14 protein-coding genes and 1 pseudogene are annotated in these 22668 nt (G+C 73.3%); 10 read left to right on the plus strand and 5 right to left on the minus strand.

The window, feature by feature from the left end:
- Positions 1-54: 54 nt before the first annotated feature.
- Positions 55-2076 carry an NADPH-dependent 2,4-dienoyl-CoA reductase gene (locus tag IF43_RS0104875; protein WP_030194277.1) on the plus strand — a complete coding sequence of 674 codons (2022 nt, stop codon included), beginning with the start codon at positions 55-57 and terminating at the stop codon, positions 2074-2076.
- Between the two features lie 53 nt (positions 2077-2129).
- On the plus strand, positions 2130-2543 hold the full coding sequence (locus tag IF43_RS0104880; RefSeq protein ID WP_030194279.1) for a PaaI family thioesterase: 414 nt from the start codon (positions 2130-2132) through the stop codon (positions 2541-2543).
- A gap of 75 nt (positions 2544-2618) precedes the next feature.
- On the opposite strand, the gene IF43_RS0104885 is transcribed toward IF43_RS0104880, so the two are convergent.
- Positions 2619-3848 (minus strand): M48 family metallopeptidase, encoded by a 1230-nt coding sequence (locus tag IF43_RS0104885; protein ID WP_030194281.1) that lies wholly within the window; start codon positions 3846-3848, stop codon positions 2619-2621.
- A gap of 133 nt (positions 3849-3981) precedes the next feature.
- Positions 3982-5811, minus strand: coding sequence for a glycoside hydrolase family 15 protein (locus IF43_RS0104890; protein WP_030194283.1), 1830 nt, complete (start codon positions 5809-5811; stop codon positions 3982-3984).
- A 301-nt stretch (positions 5812-6112) separates the two neighbouring features.
- Here IF43_RS0104890 and IF43_RS0104900 point away from each other — a divergent pair, with 301 nt between their 5' ends.
- The 6 genes from IF43_RS0104900 (at position 6113) to IF43_RS0104925 (ending at position 13781) form a co-directional block, all read left to right on the plus strand.
- Positions 6113-8476: an MMPL family transporter gene (locus tag IF43_RS0104900; RefSeq protein ID WP_051794734.1), complete on the plus strand. Its 2364-nt coding sequence runs from the start codon at positions 6113-6115 to the stop codon at positions 8474-8476.
- Between the two features lie 126 nt (positions 8477-8602).
- Positions 8603-10012 (plus strand): DUF2252 domain-containing protein, encoded by a 1410-nt coding sequence (locus tag IF43_RS0104905; protein WP_030194289.1) that lies wholly within the window; start codon positions 8603-8605, stop codon positions 10010-10012.
- Positions 10013-10260: 248 nt separating this feature from the next.
- On the plus strand, positions 10261-10686 hold the full coding sequence (gene panD / locus IF43_RS0104910) for an aspartate 1-decarboxylase (RefSeq protein ID WP_030194290.1): 426 nt from the start codon (positions 10261-10263) through the stop codon (positions 10684-10686).
- Positions 10687-10769: 83 nt separating this feature from the next.
- On the plus strand, positions 10770-11111 hold the full coding sequence (locus tag IF43_RS0104915; protein ID WP_030194292.1) for a GNAT family N-acetyltransferase: 342 nt from the start codon (positions 10770-10772) through the stop codon (positions 11109-11111).
- Complete coding sequence (locus tag IF43_RS0104920) at positions 11108-11794, plus strand: aspartate/glutamate racemase family protein (protein ID WP_030194295.1); 687 nt, start codon at positions 11108-11110, stop codon at positions 11792-11794. Before IF43_RS0104915 ends, IF43_RS0104920 begins: the two co-directional genes overlap by 4 nt.
- 775 nt (positions 11795-12569) lie before the next feature.
- Positions 12570-13781 (plus strand): transglycosylase family protein, encoded by a 1212-nt coding sequence (locus IF43_RS0104925; protein ID WP_030194298.1) that lies wholly within the window; start codon positions 12570-12572, stop codon positions 13779-13781.
- Positions 13782-13940: 159 nt separating this feature from the next.
- On the opposite strand, the pseudogene IF43_RS38945 reads toward IF43_RS0104925, so the two are convergent.
- Positions 13941-14756: pseudogene (locus IF43_RS38945) on the minus strand (DMT family transporter); the annotation flags it as partial.
- 316 nt (positions 14757-15072) lie between these two features.
- Between IF43_RS38945 and IF43_RS0104935 the strand changes: the two are divergent.
- A complete protein-coding gene (locus IF43_RS0104935; RefSeq protein WP_030194302.1) occupies positions 15073-16548 on the plus strand; it encodes an SDR family NAD(P)-dependent oxidoreductase in 1476 nt (491 codons plus the stop codon).
- Positions 16549-16651: 103 nt separating this feature from the next.
- Here the strand turns inward: IF43_RS0104935 and IF43_RS0104940 are convergent, their stop codons facing one another.
- Positions 16652-17212, minus strand: a complete 561-nt coding sequence (locus IF43_RS0104940; protein ID WP_037887417.1) for an HD domain-containing protein — start codon at positions 17210-17212, stop codon at positions 16652-16654.
- Between the two features lie 321 nt (positions 17213-17533).
- Here IF43_RS0104940 and IF43_RS40400 point away from each other — a divergent pair, with 321 nt between their 5' ends.
- A complete protein-coding gene (locus IF43_RS40400; RefSeq protein ID WP_234331949.1) occupies positions 17534-17707 on the plus strand; it encodes a hypothetical protein in 174 nt (57 codons plus the stop codon).
- Positions 17708-17774: 67 nt separating this feature from the next.
- On the opposite strand, the gene IF43_RS0104950 is transcribed toward IF43_RS40400, so the two are convergent.
- Positions 17775-22619, minus strand: coding sequence for a hypothetical protein (locus tag IF43_RS0104950; RefSeq protein ID WP_030194308.1), 4845 nt, complete (start codon positions 22617-22619; stop codon positions 17775-17777).
- Positions 22620-22668 lie beyond the last annotated feature (49 nt).

The following is a 22668-nucleotide window of genomic DNA, read 5'->3' on the forward strand; positions in this document are numbered from 1 at the left end:
CCGGTTACCGGCCGGTACAACGGGGTGGACGACATCGCGCGAGGAGGCGCCCCCATGACCCCGTACCCGCACCTGCTGAGCCCCCTGGACCTCGGCTTCACCACGCTGCCGAACCGCGTGATCATGGGCTCGATGCACACCGGCCTCGAGGAGACCGAGCGCGGCTTCGAGCGGCTGGCCGCCTTCTACGCCGAGCGCGCCCGCGGCGGCGTCGGCCTGATCGTCACGGGTGGCATCGCCCCCAACGACCGCGGTCGCCCCTTCCCGGGCGGTGCCCGCCTCACCACCGAGGAGGAGGCCGCCGAGCACCGGGTCATCACCGACGCCGTGCACGCCGAGGGCGGCCGGATCGCCATGCAGATCCTCCACTTCGGCCGGTACGCCTACCACCCCGACCTGGTGGCTCCCAGCGCCATCCAGGCCCCCATCAGCCCCTTCGTGCCGAACGAGCTGAGCGACGCCGAGGTCGAGGAGACGGTCGAGGACTTCGTCCGCGCCGCCCGCCTGGCGAAGTCCGCCGGCTACGACGGCGTCGAGATCATGGGCTCCGAGGGCTACCTGATCAACGAGTTCACCGCCGAGCACACCAACAAGCGCGAGGACCGCTGGGGCGGCTCGTACGAGAACCGGGTCCGCTTCCCCCTGGAGATCGTCCGCCGCACCCGCGAGGCCGTCGGCCCGGACTTCATCCTCGTCTACCGCCTGTCGATGCTCGACCTCGTCCCCGGCGGCTCCACGCTGGAGGAGGTCGTCCGGCTGGCCAAGGAGATCGAGGCCGCCGGCGCCACCATCATCAACACCGGCATCGGCTGGCACGAGGCCCGCATCCCCACCATCGCCACCTCCGTCCCGCGCGGCGCGTACACCTGGGTCACGCAGAAGCTGATGGGCGCGGTGAGCATCCCGCTGGTCACCAGCAACCGCATCAACACCCCCGAGAAGGCCGAGGAGATCCTCGCCGAGGGCCGCGCCGACCTGGTCTCCCTGGCCCGCCCGTTCCTCGCCGACGCCGACTTCGTCGCCAAGGCCGCGGCCGCCCGCCCCGAGACCATCAACACCTGCATCGGCTGCAACCAGGCCTGCCTCGACCACACCTTCAGCGGCAAGATCACCTCCTGCCTGGTCAACCCGCGCGCCTGCCACGAGACCGAGCTCGTCCTCGGCCCCACCCGCACCGCCAAGCGCGTCGCGGTCGTCGGCGCCGGCCCGGCCGGCCTCGCCTGCGCCGTCTCCGCCGCCGAGCGCGGCCACTCCGTCACCCTCTACGAGGCCTCCGGCCACATCGGCGGCCAGCTCGACATCGCCCGCCGCATCCCCGGCAAGGAGGAGTTCGACGAGACCGTCCGGTACTTCGCCACCCAGCTCGAACTCCACGGCGTCGACGTCCGCCTGAACACCTTCGCCGACGCCGCCGCCCTGGCGGCCGAGGGCTACGACGACGTGGTCGTCGCCACCGGCGTCACCCCGCGCACCCCCGACATCGAGGGCGTCGACCACCCCAAGGTCGTCAGCTACCTCGACGTCCTGCGCGACGGCGCCCCGGTCGGCGAGCGGGTCGCGGTCGTCGGCGCCGGCGGCATCGGCTTCGACGTGGCCGAGTACCTCACCGACAGCGGCGAGGGCGCCAGCCAGGACCCGGCCGTGTACTTCCGGCACTGGGGCGTCGACACCGCCTACGGCGCCCGCGGCGGCCTCGGCGCGCCCGAGCGGCCCGTCCCGCCGCGCACCGTGCACCTGCTCCAGCGCAAGACCACCAAGGTCGGCGCCGGCCTGGGCACCACCACCGGCTGGATCCACCGCACCGAGCTCAAGCACCGGGGCGTGACCATGGTCGCCGGCGCGACGTACGAGCGCATCGACGACGAGGGCCTGCACATCACCGTCGACGGCGAGGCACGCACCGTGCCCGCCGACACCGTCGTCCTGAGCACCGGCCAGGAGCCGCGCCGCGACCTCTACGAGGAGCTCACCGCGGCCGGCGTGCGGGCGCACCTCATCGGCGGCGCCGACGTGGCCGCCGAACTCGACGCCAAGCGCGCCATCCGCCAGGGCACGGAGCTGGCTGCGGGGCTCTGACCCGCGCAGGCACGGGTGTTGTGGCGGCCCCCACCGGCCGCCACAATCGACCCGTGACGCTGACCACGGCCGAGGCCGACAAGATCCTCACCGACAACTTCGCCCCCTGGGTGCTCGCCCTCGGCCTCACCGTCGCCGAGACCGGCGAGCGGCACGCCGTGCTGCGGCTGCCCTGGTCCGACGCCCTCGCCCGGGACGGCGGGGGCCTGTCGGGTCAGGCCATGATGGCCGCCGCCGACACCGCCACCGTCATCGCCGTCTCGGCGGCCCGCGGCGGGTACGGGCCCATGACGACCGTCCAGCAGTCGACCAGCTTCCAGCGCCCGGTCGTCGGCGCCGACCTGCTGGTCCGGGTCGACATCTCCAAACTCGGCAAGCGCATGGCGTTCGCCGACATCACCATGACCGCCGAGGGCCAGGAGGAGCCGGCGGCCCGGGCTTCCACGGTCTACGCACTGCTGGGGTGACGGCTACGCTCCGGCGGCTTCCGGGGTCGGGGTGGGCTCGCTTCGCGGGGCCGTCCCGTGGTGTGTGGGTGCCCGTCAGCCGGCGAAGTCGCGGATGACGGTACGGGCCAGCACGGCCCGGGCCGGCGCGAGTTCGGCCGCCACCACCTCCGAACGCTCCGCCGACAGGTCGACCGCGCCCCGCTGCGGGGCGCCGCCCAGCACGTACCGGCGGCGCAGGTGGGTCGGCGGATGGGTGCTGTCCGCGCAGTGCCCCCGCCGGGCCCCGGCACGCCGCAGGCGCTCGTACTCCCGGTCCGGCACGGCCGCCACGAACGCGGTCAGCCGCTCCCACAGTCCCTGCTCGGCCGCGTCCCGCGCCGCCCGGCCGCCGGACAACTGCGCCGCCACCGACTCCCGGCGCAGCTCGCCGTGGATCGCCCCGGTCAGCAGCAGCCGGTCGAGGAGCTCCGCCGCCGCCCCGGACGAGCCGGCCCGCGCCGCGCTGCGGTCGGCCAGGTACTCGGCCCGCTGGCTGCTGCGCAGCGTCAGGTGCTCCATGCCGGCCAGTGCCGCGTACGCCGTCGCCCACGGCAGCGCCAACTGCGCGTTCACGACCCAGTCCAGCAGCGTCCTGGGCCGCCGGGGCGCCAGCAGGTACATCCACCCGGCCAGGGACCGCAGCGCCCCGCCGACGAGCGCGGTCCGGCGCGTGTCGCCGTGGGCGTAGTGGCCCAGTTCGTGGCCCAGCAGCGCCACCCGCTGGCGGGGGCCGAGCACCTCCCACAGGCCCATCCCGAGAACCAGCACCCGCCGCCCGCGCAGTCCGTACGTGCTCACTCCGGCGTTGGCCTCCGCCGTGACGACCACGGCGTCCACGCCCCGGGTGCCGACCACCGCGGCGACCTCGTCGACGAGGGCGAACAGCCCCGGCGCGTCGGCCCGCCGCAGCACCGGCCCCTCCTGCGGCAACCGGGCCACGCGCGGCCGCAGCGCCCAGGCGGCGCCCAGCAGGATGACGCCGACGGCCGGCTGCACCACCGTCTCCCACCCCACCACGACGAGCAGCACCGCGACGGCCACGAGCACCAGCATCAGGCCCTGCACCAGCACGGCCAGCGCGTACGCCAGCACGGAGACCCGGTCGCGGTGCGGCCTGGCCGACTCCCCGGCGGCCGTCAGCTCGGCCAGCAACCGGGTCCCGTGCCGGTGCGCGAGGCGCCGGCGCAGCGCGTCGATCCGACCCGGCTCGGGCTCCGGCTCACGCGGGTCGACGTTCCAGTCGCACCGCTCGCACCACGTGACGTACCCCTCGTCCACCGGCACGTCCGCGCCGCACTCCGGACATCTCGTGCCGACCCTCGGTTCCGTCTGCGCCCTGCTCACCGTGGCCCCTCCCTGGTATGTGCCGCAGGAAGGGTAGCGACGGGGTACCGGGCCCCGGGATGCGGGGCCGGGGTCAGTCCTCCGCGCGGTCCAGGGCCTCGTCGAGGGCCTGGGCGGCGGTGATGAGGGCCAGGTGGGTGAAGGCCTGCGGGAAGTTGCCCAGTTGTTCGCCCCTCGGGCCGATCTCCTCGGCGAACAGGCCGACGTGGTTGGCGTACGTGAGCATCTTGTCGAACGCGTAGCGCGCCATGCCCAGCCGGCCGGCCCGGGCGAGGGCGCCGACGTAGAGGAAGGTGCACAGCGAGAACGTGCCCTCGTCGCCGCGCAGGCCGTCGGGGGACTCGCCCGGGTCGTAGCGGTGCACGAGGCTGTCGGAGACCAGGTCGGACTCGATCGCGTCCAGGGTCGACAGCCAGCGGCGGTCCTTCGGGGACAGGAACCCGACGGTGGGCAGGAGCAGCAGCGCGGCGTCCAGGACGTCCCCGTCGAGCGCCTGGACGAAGGCCTGCCGGCGGGGGCTGTAGCCGCGCTCGACGATCTGCCGGAACACCGCGTCCCGGGCCGCGGTCCAGCCCGCCACGTCGGCCGGCCGCGCCAGCTCGGTGGCCATCCGGATGCCGCGGTCGAAGGCCGACCAGCACATCAGGCGGCTGTACGTGAAGTCCTGCCGGCCGCCCCGGGTCTCCCAGATGCCCTCGTCGGGCCGGTCCCAGTTGGCGGCCAGCCAGTCGAGCAGCGCGCTGAGGTTCTGCCAGCCGTCGTACCCGGCCGTCTGGGTCACGTCGCTGCCGTGGCTGAGGGCGAAGACGACCTCGCCGTAGATGTCGAGCTGGAGCTGCTCGGCCGCGCCGTTGCCGAGCCGCACGGGCGCCGAGCCGCGGTAGCCCTCCAGGTGGTCGAGCACCGCCTCGTCCAGGTGCGGGTCGCCGTCGACCCGGTACATGATCTGCAGCGGTTCGCCGGTCACCGTCCTGCGGTCCGTCACCCGTCCGCCCAGCCAGCGGCGGAACGCGTCCGCCTCCTCCTCGAACCCCAGGTCGAGGAGGGCCTTGACCGACAGGGAGCCGTCCCGCACCCAGGTGTACCGGTAGTCCCAGTTCCGTTCGCCGCCCACCCGCTCGGGCAGGCCCATGGTGACGGCGGCGACCGGGGCGCCGGTGGGGGCGTACGTCATGAGCTTCAGCGTGATCGCCGAGCGGTTGACCATCTGCTGCCAGCGACCGCGGTACCGGCTGCGCCGCAGCCAGCGGTGCCAGTACTCGTACGTCGAGTAGAACGCGTGCCGCATGCGGCCCTCGGTGATCGGCTCCGGGGCCGTCGCCGCCGCGGGGCCGTGGCAGACCGTCAGGACGGCCGCCGCCATGTCGCCCTGCCGCAGCAGCGCCTCCCCGTGCACCCCCGTCCCGTCGGAGGTCAGCCGGACCGGCCCGCCGACCTGGAGGAACACGGCGAGGTCCGGCGTCGTGAAGTGCGCGGTGTCGCCTTGCAGCGTGAGGCCGTGGGTGCCGCGGGCGTAGTCGAAGGCGGGCCGGCAGTCGAGCCGGAAGCGGACGGTGCCGCGGGTGACCCGGAGGATGCGGATGATCCGGTTCTGGCCCGCCGGGGCCTCGGCCTCGCCCAACGGCATGAAGTCGATGACCTCGCCGACGCCCTCCTCGGTCATGAACCGGGTGACGAGGACGGCGGTGTCCGCGAGGTAGAGCTGGCGCGTGGTGGTCCCGGGACCGTCCTCGGTGATGGTGAAGTGGCCGCCCCGGTCGTGGTCGAGGAGCGCGGCGAACAGGCTCGGTGAGTCGAACCGGGGGGCGCAGAACCAGTCCAGCACCCCGTCGGAGGAGACCAGGGCGGCCGTCCGCAGGTCCCCGATCAGTCCGTGGTCCCCGATCGGCGGATATCGACGCATGGCAGTCCCTTCCCCGGGTCGGCCCGTTCCCCGCGCCGACGCCGCGCGGTGCCCCCACGCTAAGGCCGCGCCGGGCGGCGGGCACCCGGGACGGGAGGGGCGGCGGCGGGGTGCGGGCGGGTGCGCGGGCGGGCGTTCATCCGGTCGGCCCGCGCGGCGTGCCGCCGGATCCGGCCCCGACTTCAATGGCGGTGTCCAGAACGTGCACCGCCCCGGGCGGAGCACGCTGCAGCGCCACACGGCCGCTGCGACCGCCTCGTACGGGCGTCCGGCGCCGGTGCTCGTCATCCGGGGAGTCCGCATGGCATCGTCCGCGCCCGTGCCCGACCGCCCTGCCGCGCCCGGCGGCACCCCGACCACCGGGTCCGCCCGGAAGGGCCTCCTGCGGCGCGTCGGGGAGTGGTGCGCCCGGCGCGCCGTGGTCGTCATCGTCCTCTGGCTGGTCGCGCTCGTCGGCCTGCAGGCACTGGGCCGTGTGTACGGCGGTGACTACTCCGACGACTTCGCCCTGCCGGACGCGCAGTCGCAGAAGGGCCTCGACGTCCTGCAGGAACACGAGCCGGCGGCCGGCGGCTACAGCGCGCAGGTCGTCCTCAACGACCCGGCCAAGCCGCTCACCCAGTTCGGCGACCAGATCGGCTCCGCAGTCACCGCACTCGGGAAGCTGCCGCACGTCCTGTCCGCCCAGAGCCCGCTGCCGCCGCCCGGCACTCCGCCCCCGCCCCCGCCCCCGGCGGGCACCCCGAACGTCGGCCCGCTGTCCACGGACGGCAAGACCGCGTACATCACCATGCGGTTCGACGTCGCGCCCTCCACCCTCGAAGAGAGCTACCTGGACGGCGTCGACGCGGCCGTCCAGCCGCTGCGCGCGGCCGGCGTGGACGTCGAGTACGGCGGCCCGCTGGGCGAACTGGCGCGCCCCGAGGCCGACGACCGCACCAGCGAGGCCATCGGCTTCGCGGTGGCCGTCGTGGTGCTCCTGATCGGCTTCGGCAGCGTCGTCGCCGCCGTCATGCCGCTGGTGTCCGCCCTGATCGCGGTGATCTGCGGCCTGGCCCTGCTGAGCCTGCTGGCGGCGGCCTTCACGTTCGCCACGGTCTCACCCACGCTGGCCACGATGATCGGTCTGGGCGTCGGCATCGACTACGCGCTCTTCCTCATCACCCGCCACCGCCAGAACCTGATGAACGGCCTGGACCCGGTGAGCGCCGGCGGCATGGCCACGGCCACCAGCGGCCGGGCCGTGCTGGTCTCCGGCTGCACCGTCATCATCGCCCTCTCCGGTCTGTGGGTGTCCGGGGTCAGCTTCATCGGCAAGCTCGGCCTGGCCGCGGCCGTCACGGTGGTCACCGCCGTCCTCGGTGCCCTGACGCTGGTCCCCGCGATGCTCGGGGCGGTCGGGCGCCACATCGACCGCCTCACGGTCCGCAAGCCCATCGCCGAGACCGACGCCGAGCCGGGCGAGGAGGTCACGGGCGCCTGGCACCGGTACGCGCTGCGGGTCGAGCGCAGGCCGTGGACCTTCCTGATCTCGGGCGTCGCGGTGCTGGTCGTCCTGGCGATCCCGCTGTTCTCCATCCAGCTCGGGCACATCGGCGACGGCGCCGACCCCGAGTCGTTCACCGACCGGCGGGCCTTCGACCTGATGTCCGAGGCCTTCGGTCCGGGCTCCAACGGACCGCTCACGCTCGTGATCGACCAGTCCTCCGTACCGGCCGCGGACCGCTCGGCACTGGCCACCGCGGCGGGCAAGGCCCTGACGGGCGTGCCCGACGCCGCGCTCGTCACCCCGCTGAAGCCCACCTCGGACGGGGACGTCCTGCTGGCGACCGCCTACTCGGTCGCCAGCCCGCAGGACGAGAAGACCACCCGGCTGGTCGAGCACCTGGTGCACGACGTCCTGCCGCAGGCGGTCTCCGGCACCGCCGCCAAGACCTACGTCACCGGCACGACCGCGGCCCAGGTCGACTTCCTCGAGATCGTCTCCAGCCGGCTGGTCCTGATCATCCTCGTCGTCGTCGGCCTGGCGTTCCTCGTCATCCTCGTCGTCTTCCGCGGCCTCCTGGTGGCGGTGAAGGCGGCCGTGCTCAACGTGCTCTCGATCGGCGCCTCGTACGGCGTCGTGGTCGCCGTCTTCCAGTGGGGTTGGGGCGGCCCGGCGCTCGGCGTGTCGGGCAAGGTGCCGATCGAGAGCTACGTGCCGATGATGATGTTCGCCATCGTCTTCGGCCTCAGCATGGACTACGAGATCTTCCTGCTGTCCCGCGTGCACGAGGCGTGGCTGCGCACCGGCGACGCGAAGGCGAGCGTGGCCCACGCGCTGGAGATCACGGCCCGGGTCATCACCTGCGCGGCCCTGATCATGGTCAGCGTCTTCGCGGCCTTCATCGTCAGCGACAACATCGTCGTCAAGATGCTGGGCCTGGGCCTGGCGGTGAGCGTTCTGATCGACGCCACGGTCGCCCGCCTCCTGCTCGTCCCCGCCACCATGACGCTCCTGGGCGAACGCGCCTGGTGGATCCCCGCCTGGCTGGACCGCATCCTCCCCCACATCGACACGGAGGGCGAGGGCGAACTCGCCGCCGCCGCTCCCACGGCCGCGCCCGCCGCCGCTCCCGCCTCCAGTCCCGACCCCAACCCGCCCGCCCCGCCGAAGGCGCCCTGAGCCGGTGCCCCGTTCGCCGGGCACACCGCCCGGAGCTACGTTGGTGGAGGGGGTCGGGACGGCGGCCCGCTGGGCGCCTGCCCTCCCGGTCCGCACGTACGGGGGGTCCCTAGGACGGTGGCCGGCATGACCGCAGCGCAGAACGACGTCCGGCACCGCACGCCGCAGGAGCGGGCCGCCCTCGGCAAGGCGGCCCGACGCTCCGTACCCCGCTCCAGCCACGCCGAGTACGCCCCCACCGAGAAGCGGCCGGACCCGGTGGACGTCATCGAGGCGCAGTCGGCGAGGCGGGTGCCCGAGCTCGTGCCCCTCCGCTACGGCCGGATGGCCGAGTCGCCGTTCCGCTTCTACCGGGGGGCCGCGGCCATCATGGCCGGGGACCTGGCGGGCACCCCGCGGTCCGGGATCACCACCCAACTGTGCGGTGACGCACACCTGTTGAACTTCCGGCTGCTGGCCTCGCCCGAACGCCGCCTGATGGTGGACCTCAACGACTTCGACGAGACGCTGCCGGGCCCGTGGGAGTGGGACGTCAAGAGGCTGGCCGCCAGCTTCGTCATCGCGGGCCGGGCGAACGGGTTCGGCGAGAAGGAGCGCACCCGCATCGTGAACGCGACCGTGCGCTCCTACCGCGAGTGGATGCGACGGTTCGCCACGATGGGCAACCTCCCCGTCTGGTACGCCCAGTTCGAGGAGCACGACGTGCAGTCCCGGTTCGTCCAGGGCCTGGGCGGCCGGGCCCGCGACCGCTGGGAGCAGGCGGTGGCGAAGGCGCGCACCCGGGACAACCTCCAGGTCTACCGCAAGCTCACCCGGGTCGTGGACGGGGAGGTCCGCATCGCGCCGGACCCACCCCTGGTCACGCCGCTCCAGGACCTGCTCCCGGGCACCGAGCGGACGGAGCTGGAGCGGATGATCCGCAAGCTGATCAAGCGGTACGCCAGGACGGTGCAGTCCGACCGGAGGTTCCTGCTGGACCAGTACCGGCTCGTCGACATGGCCCGCAAGGTGGTCGGGGTCGGCAGCGTGGGCACCCGCTGCTGGATCGTGCTGCTGCTCGGCAGGGACGACGAGGACCCTCTGTTCCTGCAGGCCAAGGAGGCCGACGAATCCGTGCTCGCGCCCTTCGCCGGCGCCAGCCGCTACGCCTCGCAGGGCGAGCGCGTGGTCTCGGGCCAGCGGCTGCTGCAGGCCACCAGCGACGCCTTCCTCGGCTGGGAGCGGGTGGACGGCATCGACGGCCGCCGACGGGACTTCTACATCAGGCAGTTGCGCGACTGGAAGGGCATCGCGGAGCCCGAGAAGATGCTGCCGACGGGCCTCCAGGCCTTCGGCGAGATGTGCGGCGCCGTGCTGGCCCGCGCGCACGCGCGGTCGGGCGACCGCATCGCCATCGCCTCGTACCTGGGCGGCGGCGACGCCTTCGACCGGGCCCTGGTGACGTTCGCCGAGCTCTACGCCGACCAGAACGAGCGCGACCACCAGGCCCTCGTGGACGCCGTCGCCACGGGCCGGGTGGAGGCCGCGACCGCCTGAGCCGGGCACCGGAGGCGCCCGGCGGCCAGGTGACCGGCCCGCGGACGGCGCTCGGGGACGAAGGCGACCAGGAGGGACCGGCGAGGGTGCCACAGGGCGCCGTGCCGGAAGGCGCAAGCCACCGCCGGGGTGCGGTTGCGCGCCCCGGGATCCCGACCCCATCTTCCTCTCAGCGGGCGTCCGTGTAGAGTGCAGAGCGCCCTTGACCTGCAGAAAGCAGGCAGGGAGCCGTCTTCTAGGAGCTCACGTTGCTTCGTACCATGTTCAAGTCCAAGATCCACCGGGCTACCGTCACGCAGGCCGATCTGCACTACGTCGGGTCCGTGACCGTCGACGCCGAGCTCATGGAGGCGGCGGACCTGCTGCCCGGCGAGCTGGTGCACATCGTCGACATCACCAACGGGGCGCGCCTGGAGACGTACGTCATCGAGGGCGAGCGCGGCTCGGGCGTGATCGGCATCAACGGCGCCGCGGCGCACCTGGTGCACCCCGGGGACCTCGTCATCCTGATCAGCTACGCCCAGGTCGACGACGCCGAGGCCCGTGCGCTCGTGCCGAGCGTGGTCCACGTGGACGCGGACAACCGGATCGTCGAACTCGGCGCCGACATGTCCGCGCCGGTTCCGGGTACGGATCAGCAGCGCGGCCCGCACGCGGTCGCCGCGGCCCGCTGACGCCGGCGCCGTCCCCCACGGGAGGGCGGGCGCGGCCCGGGGCCGCGCATCGGGACATCGAGGGGTCGAGGGAGGGCGTCGCGGTGACGGTCGAGATCAGGGACGAGCGGGCCGCCGGGTTGCTGGAGGCCCGGGACGGCGGGCAGGTCGTGGGCCGCATCGCCTACGTCGTGCTGGCGGGCGAGGTGCCGGCGCTGGTCGCCGTGCACACCGTGGTCGAGCCCGGCCAGGAGGGCCGCGGCATCGGCGGCGACCTGGTCCGGGCGTTCTACGGGATCGCGGCGGCGGAAGGCGTGCCGGTGGTGCCGCTGTGCCCGTACGCCGCCGCGTGGGCCGCCCGGCACCCCGACGAGGCCCCCGAACCCCCGGCCGAGCTCGTGGCCGCGGCGCAGAAGCAGCTCGCCGAGGATCCGTCCCCGTGGTGACCCTGGCCCTGCTGCACACCTCACCGGTGCACGTCCCGGTCTTCGACGCGCTGCGGGACCGGGACCACGCCCACCTGGAGCTGCACCACGTGGTGGCGCCGGAGCTGCTGGCCGGCGCCCGGGAACACGGGCCGGAGGCCGTCGCCGCGCAGGTCGGGGACCTGCTGGCGGAGGCCGTGGCCGGGGGTGCCGGCGCGGTGCTGTGCACCTGCTCGACCATCGGCGCCGTGGCCGAGTCGCAGGCGGCGGCACTGGGCGTGCCCGTGCTGCGGGTGGACCGCCCGATGGCCGCGGAGGCGGCGCGCCTGGGCGGGCGCGTGGTGGTCCTGGCAGCGGTGGAGAGCACCCTGGGTCCCACGGCCGCCCTCCTGGAAGAGGAGTCCCTCGCCCGGGCCGGCGGCGAGGCGCCGCTCAGCGTGGAGACCCGGCTGGTGCCGGGCGCCTGGGACCGGTTCGAGGCCGGCGACGCCGACGGCTACATCGCCCTGGTGGCGCGCGCGGTGGAAGCCGTGACGGCCACCGCCCCGACGCACGGCACCGGGGTGGGCGTCGTCGTGCTGGCGCAGGCTTCGATGGCTCCCGCCGCCGCCGCCGTGGCCGCGACCGACGTCCCGGTACTGGCCAGCCCCGTCCTGGGGCTGGCCGCCGCGGCCCGGGCCGCGGCGGGTACCGGTACGGCCTGACGCCGACCGGGCCCCCGTCGGCCGCTCGACCACGACGAGCGCGGAGCAGCAACGGCTCCGCAGACCCGTGGCGGGGGGTGGGAGCCGTACGCAGGCTCAGCCGAGCGGGCCGGGCTGCGGGATCGGCGAGGGGCCCGGGGGCGGCGGGATCGGGTCCGGCTCCGGGATCGGCCCGGGCGTCGGCGGTGGGGGCATAGGAGGCGGCTGCGGCGTCGGCGTCGGGTCCGGCACCGGTGCGGGCTCGGGATCGGGGGGACGGGTCTCGTCCCCGGCCAGTGGGCCGTGAGTGACTCGCATGCCTTCACTGTCCCTCTCCGCGGGCCGCGGCGCCCACCGGAGGCACCCCCAGGCCGCCGGATCCCCGGCAGTGCCGGGCGGGTCCCGTGGTGTGTGGGGGAGGTGCTGGGGGCGGCAGGGCAGGCTGGTCCGGAGGCAGGACAGCTTCTCGCCATTCCAGCACCCCCGCGCGCCACCCCCACCTCCCCCCGAACCAACGCGGGGCGCCCGCCACCACCACCCGCCGGGTTGACGAACGTCACGTCAACTCCCATGGGCAGCAACCCACTTGCGTGTGCCCCCTCCCGTGCGCCGGTGCACGGCCCGTACGACGCTGCGTCAAGTGCCCCCGGCGCGAACCCCCGAGCGACCGTCGACACCTCGACGGAATAGCAACTTCCTTATGGGGAGGCGCTCTTGCGCCCCTGTGAGCCCCCTTGTCACGCTCCGGCCGCCGCCGTTAGGTTGAGCGGCTCCTGATGTCTTCAAGGGGGGACTCATGGCCGCACGCGGCCGGCACCGCCGGTACCAGCCGAGCAGCATCAACCGAGCCTCGCTGACGGTCACGGCGGGCGGCGCCGGAATCGTGCTGCCGCTCGTCGCGGGAACCGCCGCCGACGCCGCGACCGTCGACACGTGGAACAAGGTCGCCGCCTGCGAGTCCAGCGGCAACTGGCACGTCAACACCGGCAACGGCTACTTCGGCGGCCTGCAGTTCACCAGCAGCACCTGGCGCGAGTACGGCGGCACCGTCTACGCCCGCCGCGCCGACCTCGCCACCAAGGGCCAGCAGATCGCCATCGCCGAAAAGGTCCTCGAGGGCCAGGGCCCCGGCGCCTGGCCCGTCTGCGGCCCCGAGGCCGGACTGCACCGCGGCGGGCCCGCCCCCGACACCGACCCGGGCGGCGGCCAGCGGACCCAGACCCGCCGCACCCAGCCCGTACAGGAGACCAAGGCCCGGCCGGCCGCCACGGACCGGGGTGCGCAGCGGACCGCCGCCGGACACGCCGTGGCCGGGCCGGGTTCCCCGTACACCGTCGCCCCCGGAGACTCGCTCTCCGCGATCGCCCAGGACCACCGGGTCGCCGGCGGCTGGCAGGCGCTCTACGCCACCAACCAGCGCGTGATCGGGGACGACCCGAACCTGATCTACCCCGGCCAGCGCCTCTCGCTCCGCGTCACCGACCGGCCGCGCCACACGGCGCCGCGGCCGGACGCCAAGCCCCCGCGCGTCGCGAAGCCCGCCCCGGCCAGGCCCGGCGGGACGAAGCCGGCCGCCACGAAGCCGGCGCACCGTACGCACGCCGGCGGCTTCGTGCTCCCCGTGAGCGCCTCCATCGGCACCCAGTACCGGACCTCGGGATCGCACTGGGCCAGCGGCTACCACACGGGCGTGGACTTCCTCGTGCCCACCGGGACCTCCGTCAAGGCGGTCGGCTCAGGCACCGTCGTCTCGGCCGGCTGGGCCGGGGCCTACGGGTACGAGATCGTGATCCGCCACGCCGACGGCCGGTACTCGCAGTACGCGCACCTGTCGGCGCTGTCCGTACGGGCGGGGCAGTCCGTCAACGCCGGGCAGCGGATAGGGCGCTCCGGGACCACCGGCAACAGCACCGGGCCGCACCTGCACTTCGAGATCCGCACGGGCTCCGGCTACGGCACCGACATCGACCCGCTCGCGTACCTGCGCGGACACGGCGTCTCGGTCTGACGGCGCCGGGGTCGCCCGCACGGCGACCCCGGCCACAGCTCGACCGTCCGCGCGGGCCGGCGCTCGGCCGCCTTCCACGCCACCCACCGGTCGGTCCGCCGAACCGGCCACCACTCGGCCCTCTGAGATCGACGAGCGCGCCGCCACGTCGGAGGCGTGCCGCTCGGACATCAACAGCACCAGCCCCACCGCGGTCAGCAGCCCGAACACCACCGCCACCAGGCCGCCCGCCACCCCGTGCCGGAACGACTCGCCGAAGAAGGTGAGCCCGACGGTCGCCGCGACCACCGGGTTCACCACGGTGACCGCCGCCAGCGGGGCGGTCAGGCCCGCGCCCCGGTAGGAGGCCTGCGACAGCAGCAGCCCGGTGCAGGCCAGTACGGCGATGACGAGCATGTCGGGATACTGCGCGAGCGGCGCGTCGACCGTCCACGCCACGGCGACGGACTTGGTGAACACCGACGCGATGCCGAACGCGGTACCCGCGGCGGCCGCCAGCAGGACGCTGCGTCCGACCGGCCGGTACACCCACCGCGCCAGCGCGAAGAGCAGCACCACCGCGCCCGCCGTCACCGGCACCAGCACGGCCTGCTCAGCCGTCGACAGGGGCTCCGAGTGCGCCTCGCCCGTCAACGCCAGCAGCCCGGCGAGCCCGGCCGTCGCCAGCAGCGCGCCGCGCCAGGCGGTGCGGCCGGCGCGACGGCCCACGAAGAGGGCGGCGAGCGGCAGCGCGAACACGATGGTGAGCGCGCCCATCGGCTGGACCAGGCTCAGCGGCCCGTACGCCAGGGCCGCCACGTGCAGCACCGCGCCCAGCCCGTTCAGTGCGACCGCGAACCACCAGCCCGCGTGCCGCAGGGGTGCGTAGGTACGGTCCGGCGTGCTCACCGCGACCCGTTCCTGGACGATCGCCCCGCTCGCGTAGGCGAGGGCCGAGATCAGGGAGAGGAGGACCGCCAGCGCCAGTGCGCTCATCGGGGGCTCCGCGGGGAGACGTCCATGTTCTCCACAATGCCGCCCCCCACTCGAGTATTCCTCCTGCCTGAGCAGGGTCCTGGTCGTACTGCGGTCGCGGTACGGGCGTAGCGACCGCCCGCACCGCACGGCGGGACCCCCCGCAGCCCTCCCGGGACGACGGGCAGGACGTCGCAGGACCGCAGACGGCCCCGCGAACACACGGAATGCACCGCTCCGGTAGCGGAAGGTGAGCGGGTTTGGAAGGGGGGCCGGGCGCTCCGTAAAGTCTTCCCTTTGGGACGTGACCACGCGCGACAGAGGAACGGCAGCGGCCATGACGGTGACTGAAGACAACCAGGTGTACGGCCCGGGCATCGATCCCGAGCGCCTGGCCGTCTGCCTGAGCGTGCTCGAAGAGCTCGACAAGATCGACGTCGACCACCCCGACGCGATCACCGTGCGCCGTGCCACCGCCGGCATCTACCGCACGGTCAAGCAGCGCCGCCGCCAGGAGCGCCGCGCCGCCAAGACGGCCAACGACAAGGCCGTGACCGAGGCCACCGCCACCGGCTCCGCCGAGCGCATCGACGACGAGACCGAGGGCCTCCTGCCGTCCTCGGTCACGGAGGCCGGCCGGATCGCCGGCATACTCCAGCGCCCGCGCTCCTGCTACGTCTGCAAGACGCGGTACGTCGAGGTCGACTACTTCTACCACCAGCTCTGCGCGGCGTGCGCGGCCGAGAACCGCGCCAGGCGCGAGGCCCGCGCGGACCTCACCGGCAAGCGCGCCCTGCTCACCGGCGGCCGGGCCAAGATCGGCATGTACATCGCGCTGCGGCTGCTGCGCGACGGCGCCCACACCACGATCACCACCCGCTTCCCCAAGGACGCCATCCGCCGCTTCAAGGCGATGGAGGACTCGGCGGACTGGATGCACCGCCTGGAGGTCGTCGGCATCGACCTCCGCGACCCGGCGCAGGCCGTCGCGCTCGCCGACCAGGTCGCCGCGGCCGGTCCGCTGGACATCCTCATCAACAACGCGACGCAGACCGTGCGCCGCCTGCCCACCGCGTACGCCGCGCTGGTCGAGGGGGAGAACGCCCCGCTGCCCGCCGGTGAGCTCCCGGCCCACCACGTGATCGGCGCCTTCAACTCCGGTGCGGTCGACGGCCTGGCGGCGCTGCCCCTCGGCGCGAGCGGGCTGGACGCCCAGAAGGTCGCCGACCTCGCCCTGGTGGCGGGCAACGCCAGCATCGAGCGGCACCTCGCCGGCACCGCCATCGACGCCGGCGGCCTGCTGCCGGACGTCGTCGAGACCAACACCTGGGTGCAGACCATCGACCAGATCACCCCGGTGGAACTGCTCGAGACCCAGCTGTGCAACTACACCGCGCCGTTCATCCTGATCAGCGCGCTCCGACCCGCGATGGCCGAGGCGGCGAGGCGGGCGGCCAGCGGGCGGGCGTACGTCGTCAACGTCTCGGCCATGGAGGGCGTGTTCAGCCGCGGCTACAAGGGCGCGGGGCACCCGAACACCAATGCCGCCAAGGCCGCGATGAACATGGTGACGCGGACCAGCGGCCAGGAGATGTTCCAGACCGACAAGATCCTCATGACCTCGGTCGACACCGGGTGGATCACCGACGAGCGTCCGCACTACGACAAGCTGCGCCTGGCCGAGGCGGGCTTCCACGCCCCCCTCGACCTCGTCGACGGCGCGGCCCGCGTCTACGACCCCGTCGTCCGCGGCGAGGCCGGCGAGGACCTGTACGGCGTCTTCCTCAAGGACTACGCGCCCGCCAACTGGTAACCGAGCGCCCACCCGGACCGAACCCGAACCCGAACCCGAACGCCGTGCGCGGTCGGCCGGCCGTCCCGGCCGACCGCGCCCGCGCGTCCGTCCCCCCGGCGCCTCACGGCGCGTACGCCCGGTCCGCGACGAGTTCCAGGACCGGCCGCCAGTCCTCCATGTCCCCGACCGCCAGGCCGACGACCTTCCCCGCGTCGTCGGCCTGCCGGAGTGTCACCGCGGCCGCCGCGTCCGGATCGGCCTCGAACGCCGCCACTTCGGCCGGCCCCATCACCCCGCCCTGGACCCGCAGGGTCAGCGTGCTCTGCGCCGACAGTGCCCGCCCGGGTTCGACCGCCGCCAGGTACCGCTTCGCCGGCACGTGCAGTCGCACCAGCCGCGCGACACGCGCTCCGAGCAGGTCCTGGACGGCCGCCGCGCCCGTCTCGGCGTGGCCCGCGTCATCACCCGGACGGAGCAAGTGCCCCAGGTCGTGCACGAGTCCCGCGACCTGGAGCTCCTTGTCGGCCGGGTGCGAGCGCCGGAGCAGGTGCGCGGTCTGCAGCGCGTGGTCGTACAGGTCGACGGGGTCGCCGGTGCGGTCGGGCGTGTCCCATGCGCCGCGGCAGGCGTCCAAGAGATCCACGAGTTCCGCGACACTGCGTACCGCGCGCCCGTCACGCATGCTGGTCTCCGCCACGACGAGTCCCTTCCGAAGGCCGTCCGTCCACCGGGGCGAGCAGATCACGGTCGGGTGAACACTCCGAGGTACGGGACGCTGAACTCCCGGCGACCAAGTGAAAACAGGCTGGAACTCATCCCTCCCTCGAGGGAGACCCGTTCAACGATCGAGCGGATCTACGCTCAAATGTGTACGCTGAGGCACACGGACGGCCTCACCAGGCCGCAGCCGTAGCGAACACGAACGGCGCCACCGCGACCGGATCCCCCATCCACCCGGCCCGCGGCCGCACCCGACGGGTCACGCGACATGAAGGAGTGCGCGGTGTCACCTGAGTTGAAGAAGCATGATCAAGTCCTGACCGAACGCACCGAGCGGCCCGTCCGCCGGTCCGACGAGCTCGGCAGCCTCGAGGTGTGGGCCCGCTCCGCCCCCATCCGACTGGCCGGGTACGAGGACGACCTCGCCGAGCCCCACATCCTTCCGGGCATCGACTGACGTTCCCGAACGACGCCGCCCCCGCGACCGGACCGGCGCGGGGGCGCCGCCACGCGGCAACGGACGCCTACGGCAGCTCGACGTCGAACCCCTGCCGGGTCGGCACGACCCGGAAGCCGAGGGTCTCCACGGCGGCCTTCAGCCCTCCCTTCCCCTGCTCCTTGCGGAACCGGTCGTACGCCTCCAGGCCGAAGGTGCTCTGCAGCGCCTGCCCGAGCTCCAGCGAGCTCAGTGGACGGTCCTCGCTCCGGGCCCGCCGCAGCAGGTCGTGCACGGCCTTCTTGAAGTCCTCCGGACCGCCGCGGCCGCGCGGCCGTGAGGCCAGGGAACGCAGCACCGCGGGGTCGACGCGGTACGGCCCGGGCGTACGGGCCGGGGCGGCCCGGACGACGGCCTCGGCCGGCTCGGCAACCGGGTCGGTGGTCGAGGCCACGGCGGCTCCGGAGGCGGGGGCTGCGGCCGCGGGGCCGGGACCCGGGAGGAGCAGCGCCGGCTTCGACCCGCCCGGGGGCGGGAGCGCGCCGAGCGGCTCCGCGTTGGTCAGCGCCTCCGGCGTCTCGCCCGGATAGGTGGGTTCCCAGGCGCGCAGCCCCTCGTAGCTGAATCCGAGGTAGAACTCCACGGACTCGTTCACGTCACGGGTCTGCCGGAACCGGTTGCGGGGCGTGAAGAAGGCCGGCAGCTGGCTGCGGGCCACCCTCAGCCGACCGGACTGGGGGCTCTTGATCTCCTCGATCACCCCGCTGACGCGCGCGAGCTCCTGCGGACGGCTCCAGAACCCGCTCGGCCCGTAGCGCTGCCGGCCCATCTCGCTGAAGTGCACCAGCGGGTGCGGCCGCGAGCTGCTGCCGAACCACTCGAAGCTCCACTGCCTGCGGTGCTGCCGGCTCAGGCGCTTGCACTCCTCCAGGTAGTAGCGGATGCGGTCCTCGTCCTGGGCGTCCCCGCGGTGCCAGATGACGAAGTGCAGGATGTAGAGGTAGTAGTTCGCGTCGAGGCTGTTGCGTTCGGACGCGAACCAGGCGAGACGCTCCAGCGCGTGCGTCTCCGAGTACTCGGGGATGCGCCGGTAGGACTGGAACCACAGGCGCAGGTCCGCGTCGGTGGCCCGCCCGCTGTCGACGGCCGCGCCCGTCATCTCGGCGATGGTGCGGGCCTGCTCCACCGGGAGCCGGGACCAGTCGCGGCCGCCCTTCGCGTACAGCGTGCGGGCGATGGCCACGTCCACCTCGGGGTTGTCCTTGCCCCGGCTGCGCAGCTCCTGCCACTGCTCCACGAGCCGCTCGACGTCGCCGTAGAGCGCCGTCAGCTTGCTGTCGAGCTTCTGGTAGTACTGTCCCTCGGCGTTGAGGTTCCGGAGGTTGTCGAGGAGCTCCTCGGCGCGCCCGATCTGCTCCGTGACCCAGACGGCCGTGCTGTCGTCGCCCTCCATGAAGTCCGCCAGGCTCTCCTCGCCCGAGGTCTTCCACAGGCGCTCCACGACCGTGGCGATCAGCTGGATCGGGGTCGACCACGTGAATTCCGTGTTCTTGAACTTGCTGGCGGCGGTGAACGCCTCCATCGCGAGGTCGAACAGCGGCTCGATCTCGGTGAGGAGCTCCTCCGGCGTGTGCCGCTCCGTGGTGTCCCGCAGGATCTGGTTGAGCTTGTTCTCGATCCAGAACCGCCGCACCATGCCCAGGGTGTGCCAGTGCGTGGCGTCCCGGCCGTGCGACTTCTCCACCGCCTTGAGGACGAACCCCTCGGCCTTGCCGAAGTCGGTCTTGACCTTGTAGATGGCGAAGCGGCCACGGTGGTTCCAGAAGTGTGCGTTGTCCGGGCACTGCGTGGTGAGCACCTCGAACACCTCGGCGCCCGCTTCCTTCGACATGGACTCGATGAGCTCCGAGAAGTTGTCGGGCTTCTGACCGTAGCCGGACGAGCTGGTGCGCCGGGTGAACAGCTCGTTGAGCAGGCCCGTGGTCGTCATGTTGTTGGGGCCCAGCAGCTTCGTCGTCTTCCGGATGAAGTCCACGGAGATCTTGCCGAGGCCGTAGCGCTCGCCGTCGAACTCGCCGCTCAGGACGGCCTCCGCGATCAGGGGGTGCAGCAGGCGCAGGGCGCCGCGCTCGGTGACGACCAGGTGCCGCAGGTCCGGGCCCAGGAGCGCGGTGAGCTCCTCGTCGGTCACCGGTGAGTAGAGCGGTCGGTCGTGCCCCAGCCAGGCGTCGACCATGACGATCGGCAGCCCGCGCTCCTGGCCGTAGCGGGTGAGGAGCGCGAGGTGGCGGGCGAGCTCCTTGCGTTCCCGGGTGAGGCCGGTGAAGTGGTTGCGGACGTAGGAGGCGATGCCTTCGAACTGCTCCTCGTACACGCACAGGCCGAAGAAGAACGGCGAGAGCTTCGGTGCGGCCACGACGTCCCCGGCGTCCGTGGCGAGGCCGTCCAGGAGCCGGAGCGCCCGGTCCGTCTCCGCGCGTTCCCGGAACTTCTGGAGGAAGCGTTCGCGTTCGGTGCCCTGGAGCGGGTCCAGCAGCTTGTGCTTGGTCTCCTTGCGGTCGGCGTTGGTGCGGTTGACCCACAGCAGCACGGCACGGGTGTTGCTCTGGGCCAGGGAGTGGACCAGCTCGTCGCGGTCGTATTCCGGCAGGATGGCGGACTCCGCGATCACGAGCGCGGGGAAACCGGTCTCCTGGTAGATCTCGTCGATCCGGTCGGCCGTCGTCTCCGAGTACTGCCTCAGGAGCACGGTCGGATAACTGCGGTGCAGGTCCCACGCCACGCGGCGGGCGAGCGTCGTACCGCCCGCGCCCGGGGAGTGGTCCAGGTGGACGGTGGCGAGCTGGTGGTCGCTCAGGCGCTGCGTCACGTCCTTGAGGAGGCCCGGGTAGGCGTCCCGTTTGACGTCGATGGGGATCTCGAGCTCGTGCCAGGTGGGCGGTCGGCCGCGCCAGAACTCGTCGGTGAGCTGCTGGGTGCCCTCCGTGCCGGACAGGATCTCGGAGTGCAGCACCTCCAGGTCGACCGACAACCGGTGCAGATCGGACCACTTGAGGGCCCAGCGGCGTCCTTCGAGGCCCGGCAGGGACGGCGTCGAACCGCTTCCCTCCGGGGGCAGGGACTCGGCGACGACGCCGAGGAACCCGTCGATGTCGAAACCGTCGACGGCCGGCGCCTGGGCGAGTTCGAGGAGCTCGGTGATCCCGTCGTACCGCTCGTCGATGTACTCGATCACCGAGTCGATCTCCCCGTCGTGCGCCCCGGAGCGCAGGACCAGGACGGCCGCCGACTGGTGCGGGGTGCCCTCGTGGGTCTCGTCGATGAGCTGTCGTACCCGCTGGAGGTGACCGCGGCGGCGCCACAGCCGGTCCGAGTCGGTGGCCGGCTCGTCGTGGGTCGTCCAGCCGTTGGCCATGAGCCAGTTCGTCGCGTTGCCGGGCGGTACGGGCATCCGGTTGGCGCCGAAGACGCTGACGTGGCGCCGATCCGCGAGTTCGGGCACGACCACGCTGGACAGGCCGTCGTCGTCGCTGTCCGGATCGAGGTCGACCACGGTCGCCCAGCCGCAGTGGGCCAGTGCCGTCAACTCCGGCCGGGAGTCGACCTCGTCGGCGATCAGGAACAGGTCGATCCCGCCGTGCGTCTGCCGGAACGGCTTCCAGCGGCGCAGCGCCTCCTGCGCCGTGACCGGCTTCGCCCCGGTGGCGGTGGCCGCCCCGGTGGTGCTCGTGCCGATCTCCGCCGCTATGTCGACCCACAGCTCCTGGTGGTGCTCGCGCAGCAGCAGGCGCGCGGCCCAGCCCGCACTGGCCAGCGCGGCGCGCCGCAGCGCCATGTCGTCCAGGGGCTTGGCGGCCCAGTTGAGACCGGCGGCGACGCGGGCCATGAGCAACTGGCGGCGCCACACGTCCACGCGCTTGTGCTCGCGGGACATCAGTACGTCGTCCGTCTGCCCGCGGATGCTCCGCAGGAGGCTGACCAGCCCGGAGTCGTTGAAGTCCAGCTCGACGGGCACCGTGAGCTTCTCGCCCTCGAGCCGGGCGAGCAGCGGGAGCACCCGGCCGCTGGTGGAGCCGCCCAGTCCGAACAGCAGGGCGGACAGCTCCAGATAGGCGTGGTCGTACAGGAGGGGCGTGGGCACGTCCCAGTTGACGTCGATCAGCCAGTACGCCAGGTCCTTCGTCAGCCGGGAGCCGCGCACGAGCACGTTGCGCAGGTGCAGGTCGCCGTGGGCCGGCCCCCGGAAGGCGGGCATGGTCCTGTCGGCGACGCCGAGGGTGGGGTGGAGCAGGACCAGCGGGTCCGGCAGGAGCTCGCCCTCGTGGCGGAAGACGTGGCCGGTGCGCTGGAGGCGGCCGAGGACCTCGCGCACGCGGGCGCCGCGCCGGTCGTCCGGGAAGTCCTGGCCGAGCCACTCGCGCAGCACGGTCCCGACCGTGCCCCGGTAGTCGGGCGCTCCCGCCGCGTCGAGTTGCGCGCCGAGCAGTTCGCGGGCGGCCCGTCCGCAGGACTCCTCGCGGTCCTCCGCGTCGACGTGGTCGGCCGAGCGCAGTAGGTCGAGGCTGAAGCCCGCGATGTCGTAGACGTCGACGCTCGCGCCCGCGACCTGGAGCGAGCGGACCAGCTGCGGGAGCCGCGTACGGCCGAACTCGCCGAGTCCGCCGGCGAAGGCGTGGTGGGCCGCCGCCTGGGAACGCCCGGTGGAGAAGCCCGCCTTGAGGATGTACTGACCGTTCAGGACCGGGTCGCCGGTCCGGCCCGGTTTGTTGCCGATGTCGCAGAGCATCACCCGGGCATCGGTGTAGCCGCCCGCGAGTGCCTTCACGATCTCGACCGAAGCATGACCCGGTAAGTGGTTGCGCAGCAGTGCCAGACCGGACTCCAGCAGGTCCTGGCCGGAGCCCGTGTCGTTCTCCGCCGAGTAGTTCTCCATACGGGAAGGCTACCGACGCGGCCCCCGCAACTCACCGGTCGCGACGGGA

Source organism: Streptomyces sp. NRRL S-87, assembly GCF_000719335.1.
Classification (GTDB): domain Bacteria; phylum Actinomycetota; class Actinomycetes; order Streptomycetales; family Streptomycetaceae; genus Streptomyces.

Coding starts and splice junctions, on each gene's coding strand:
- IF43_RS0104935 (WP_030194302.1), top strand. CDS start 15,073: ATGACGGTGACTGAAGACAACCAGGTGTACGGCCCGGGCATCGATCCC.
- IF43_RS0104925 (WP_030194298.1), top strand. CDS start 12,570: ATGGCCGCACGCGGCCGGCACCGCCGGTACCAGCCGAGCAGCATCAAC.
- IF43_RS0104875 (WP_030194277.1), top strand. CDS start 55: ATGACCCCGTACCCGCACCTGCTGAGCCCCCTGGACCTCGGCTTCACC.
- IF43_RS0104940 (WP_037887417.1), bottom strand. CDS start 17,212: ATGCGTGACGGGCGCGCGGTACGCAGTGTCGCGGAACTCGTGGATCTC.
- IF43_RS0104890 (WP_030194283.1), bottom strand. CDS start 5,811: ATGCGTCGATATCCGCCGATCGGGGACCACGGACTGATCGGGGACCTG.
- IF43_RS0104905 (WP_030194289.1), top strand. CDS start 8,603: ATGACCGCAGCGCAGAACGACGTCCGGCACCGCACGCCGCAGGAGCGG.
- IF43_RS0104900 (WP_051794734.1), top strand. CDS start 6,113: ATGGCATCGTCCGCGCCCGTGCCCGACCGCCCTGCCGCGCCCGGCGGC.
- IF43_RS0104950 (WP_030194308.1), bottom strand. CDS start 22,619: ATGGAGAACTACTCGGCGGAGAACGACACGGGCTCCGGCCAGGACCTG.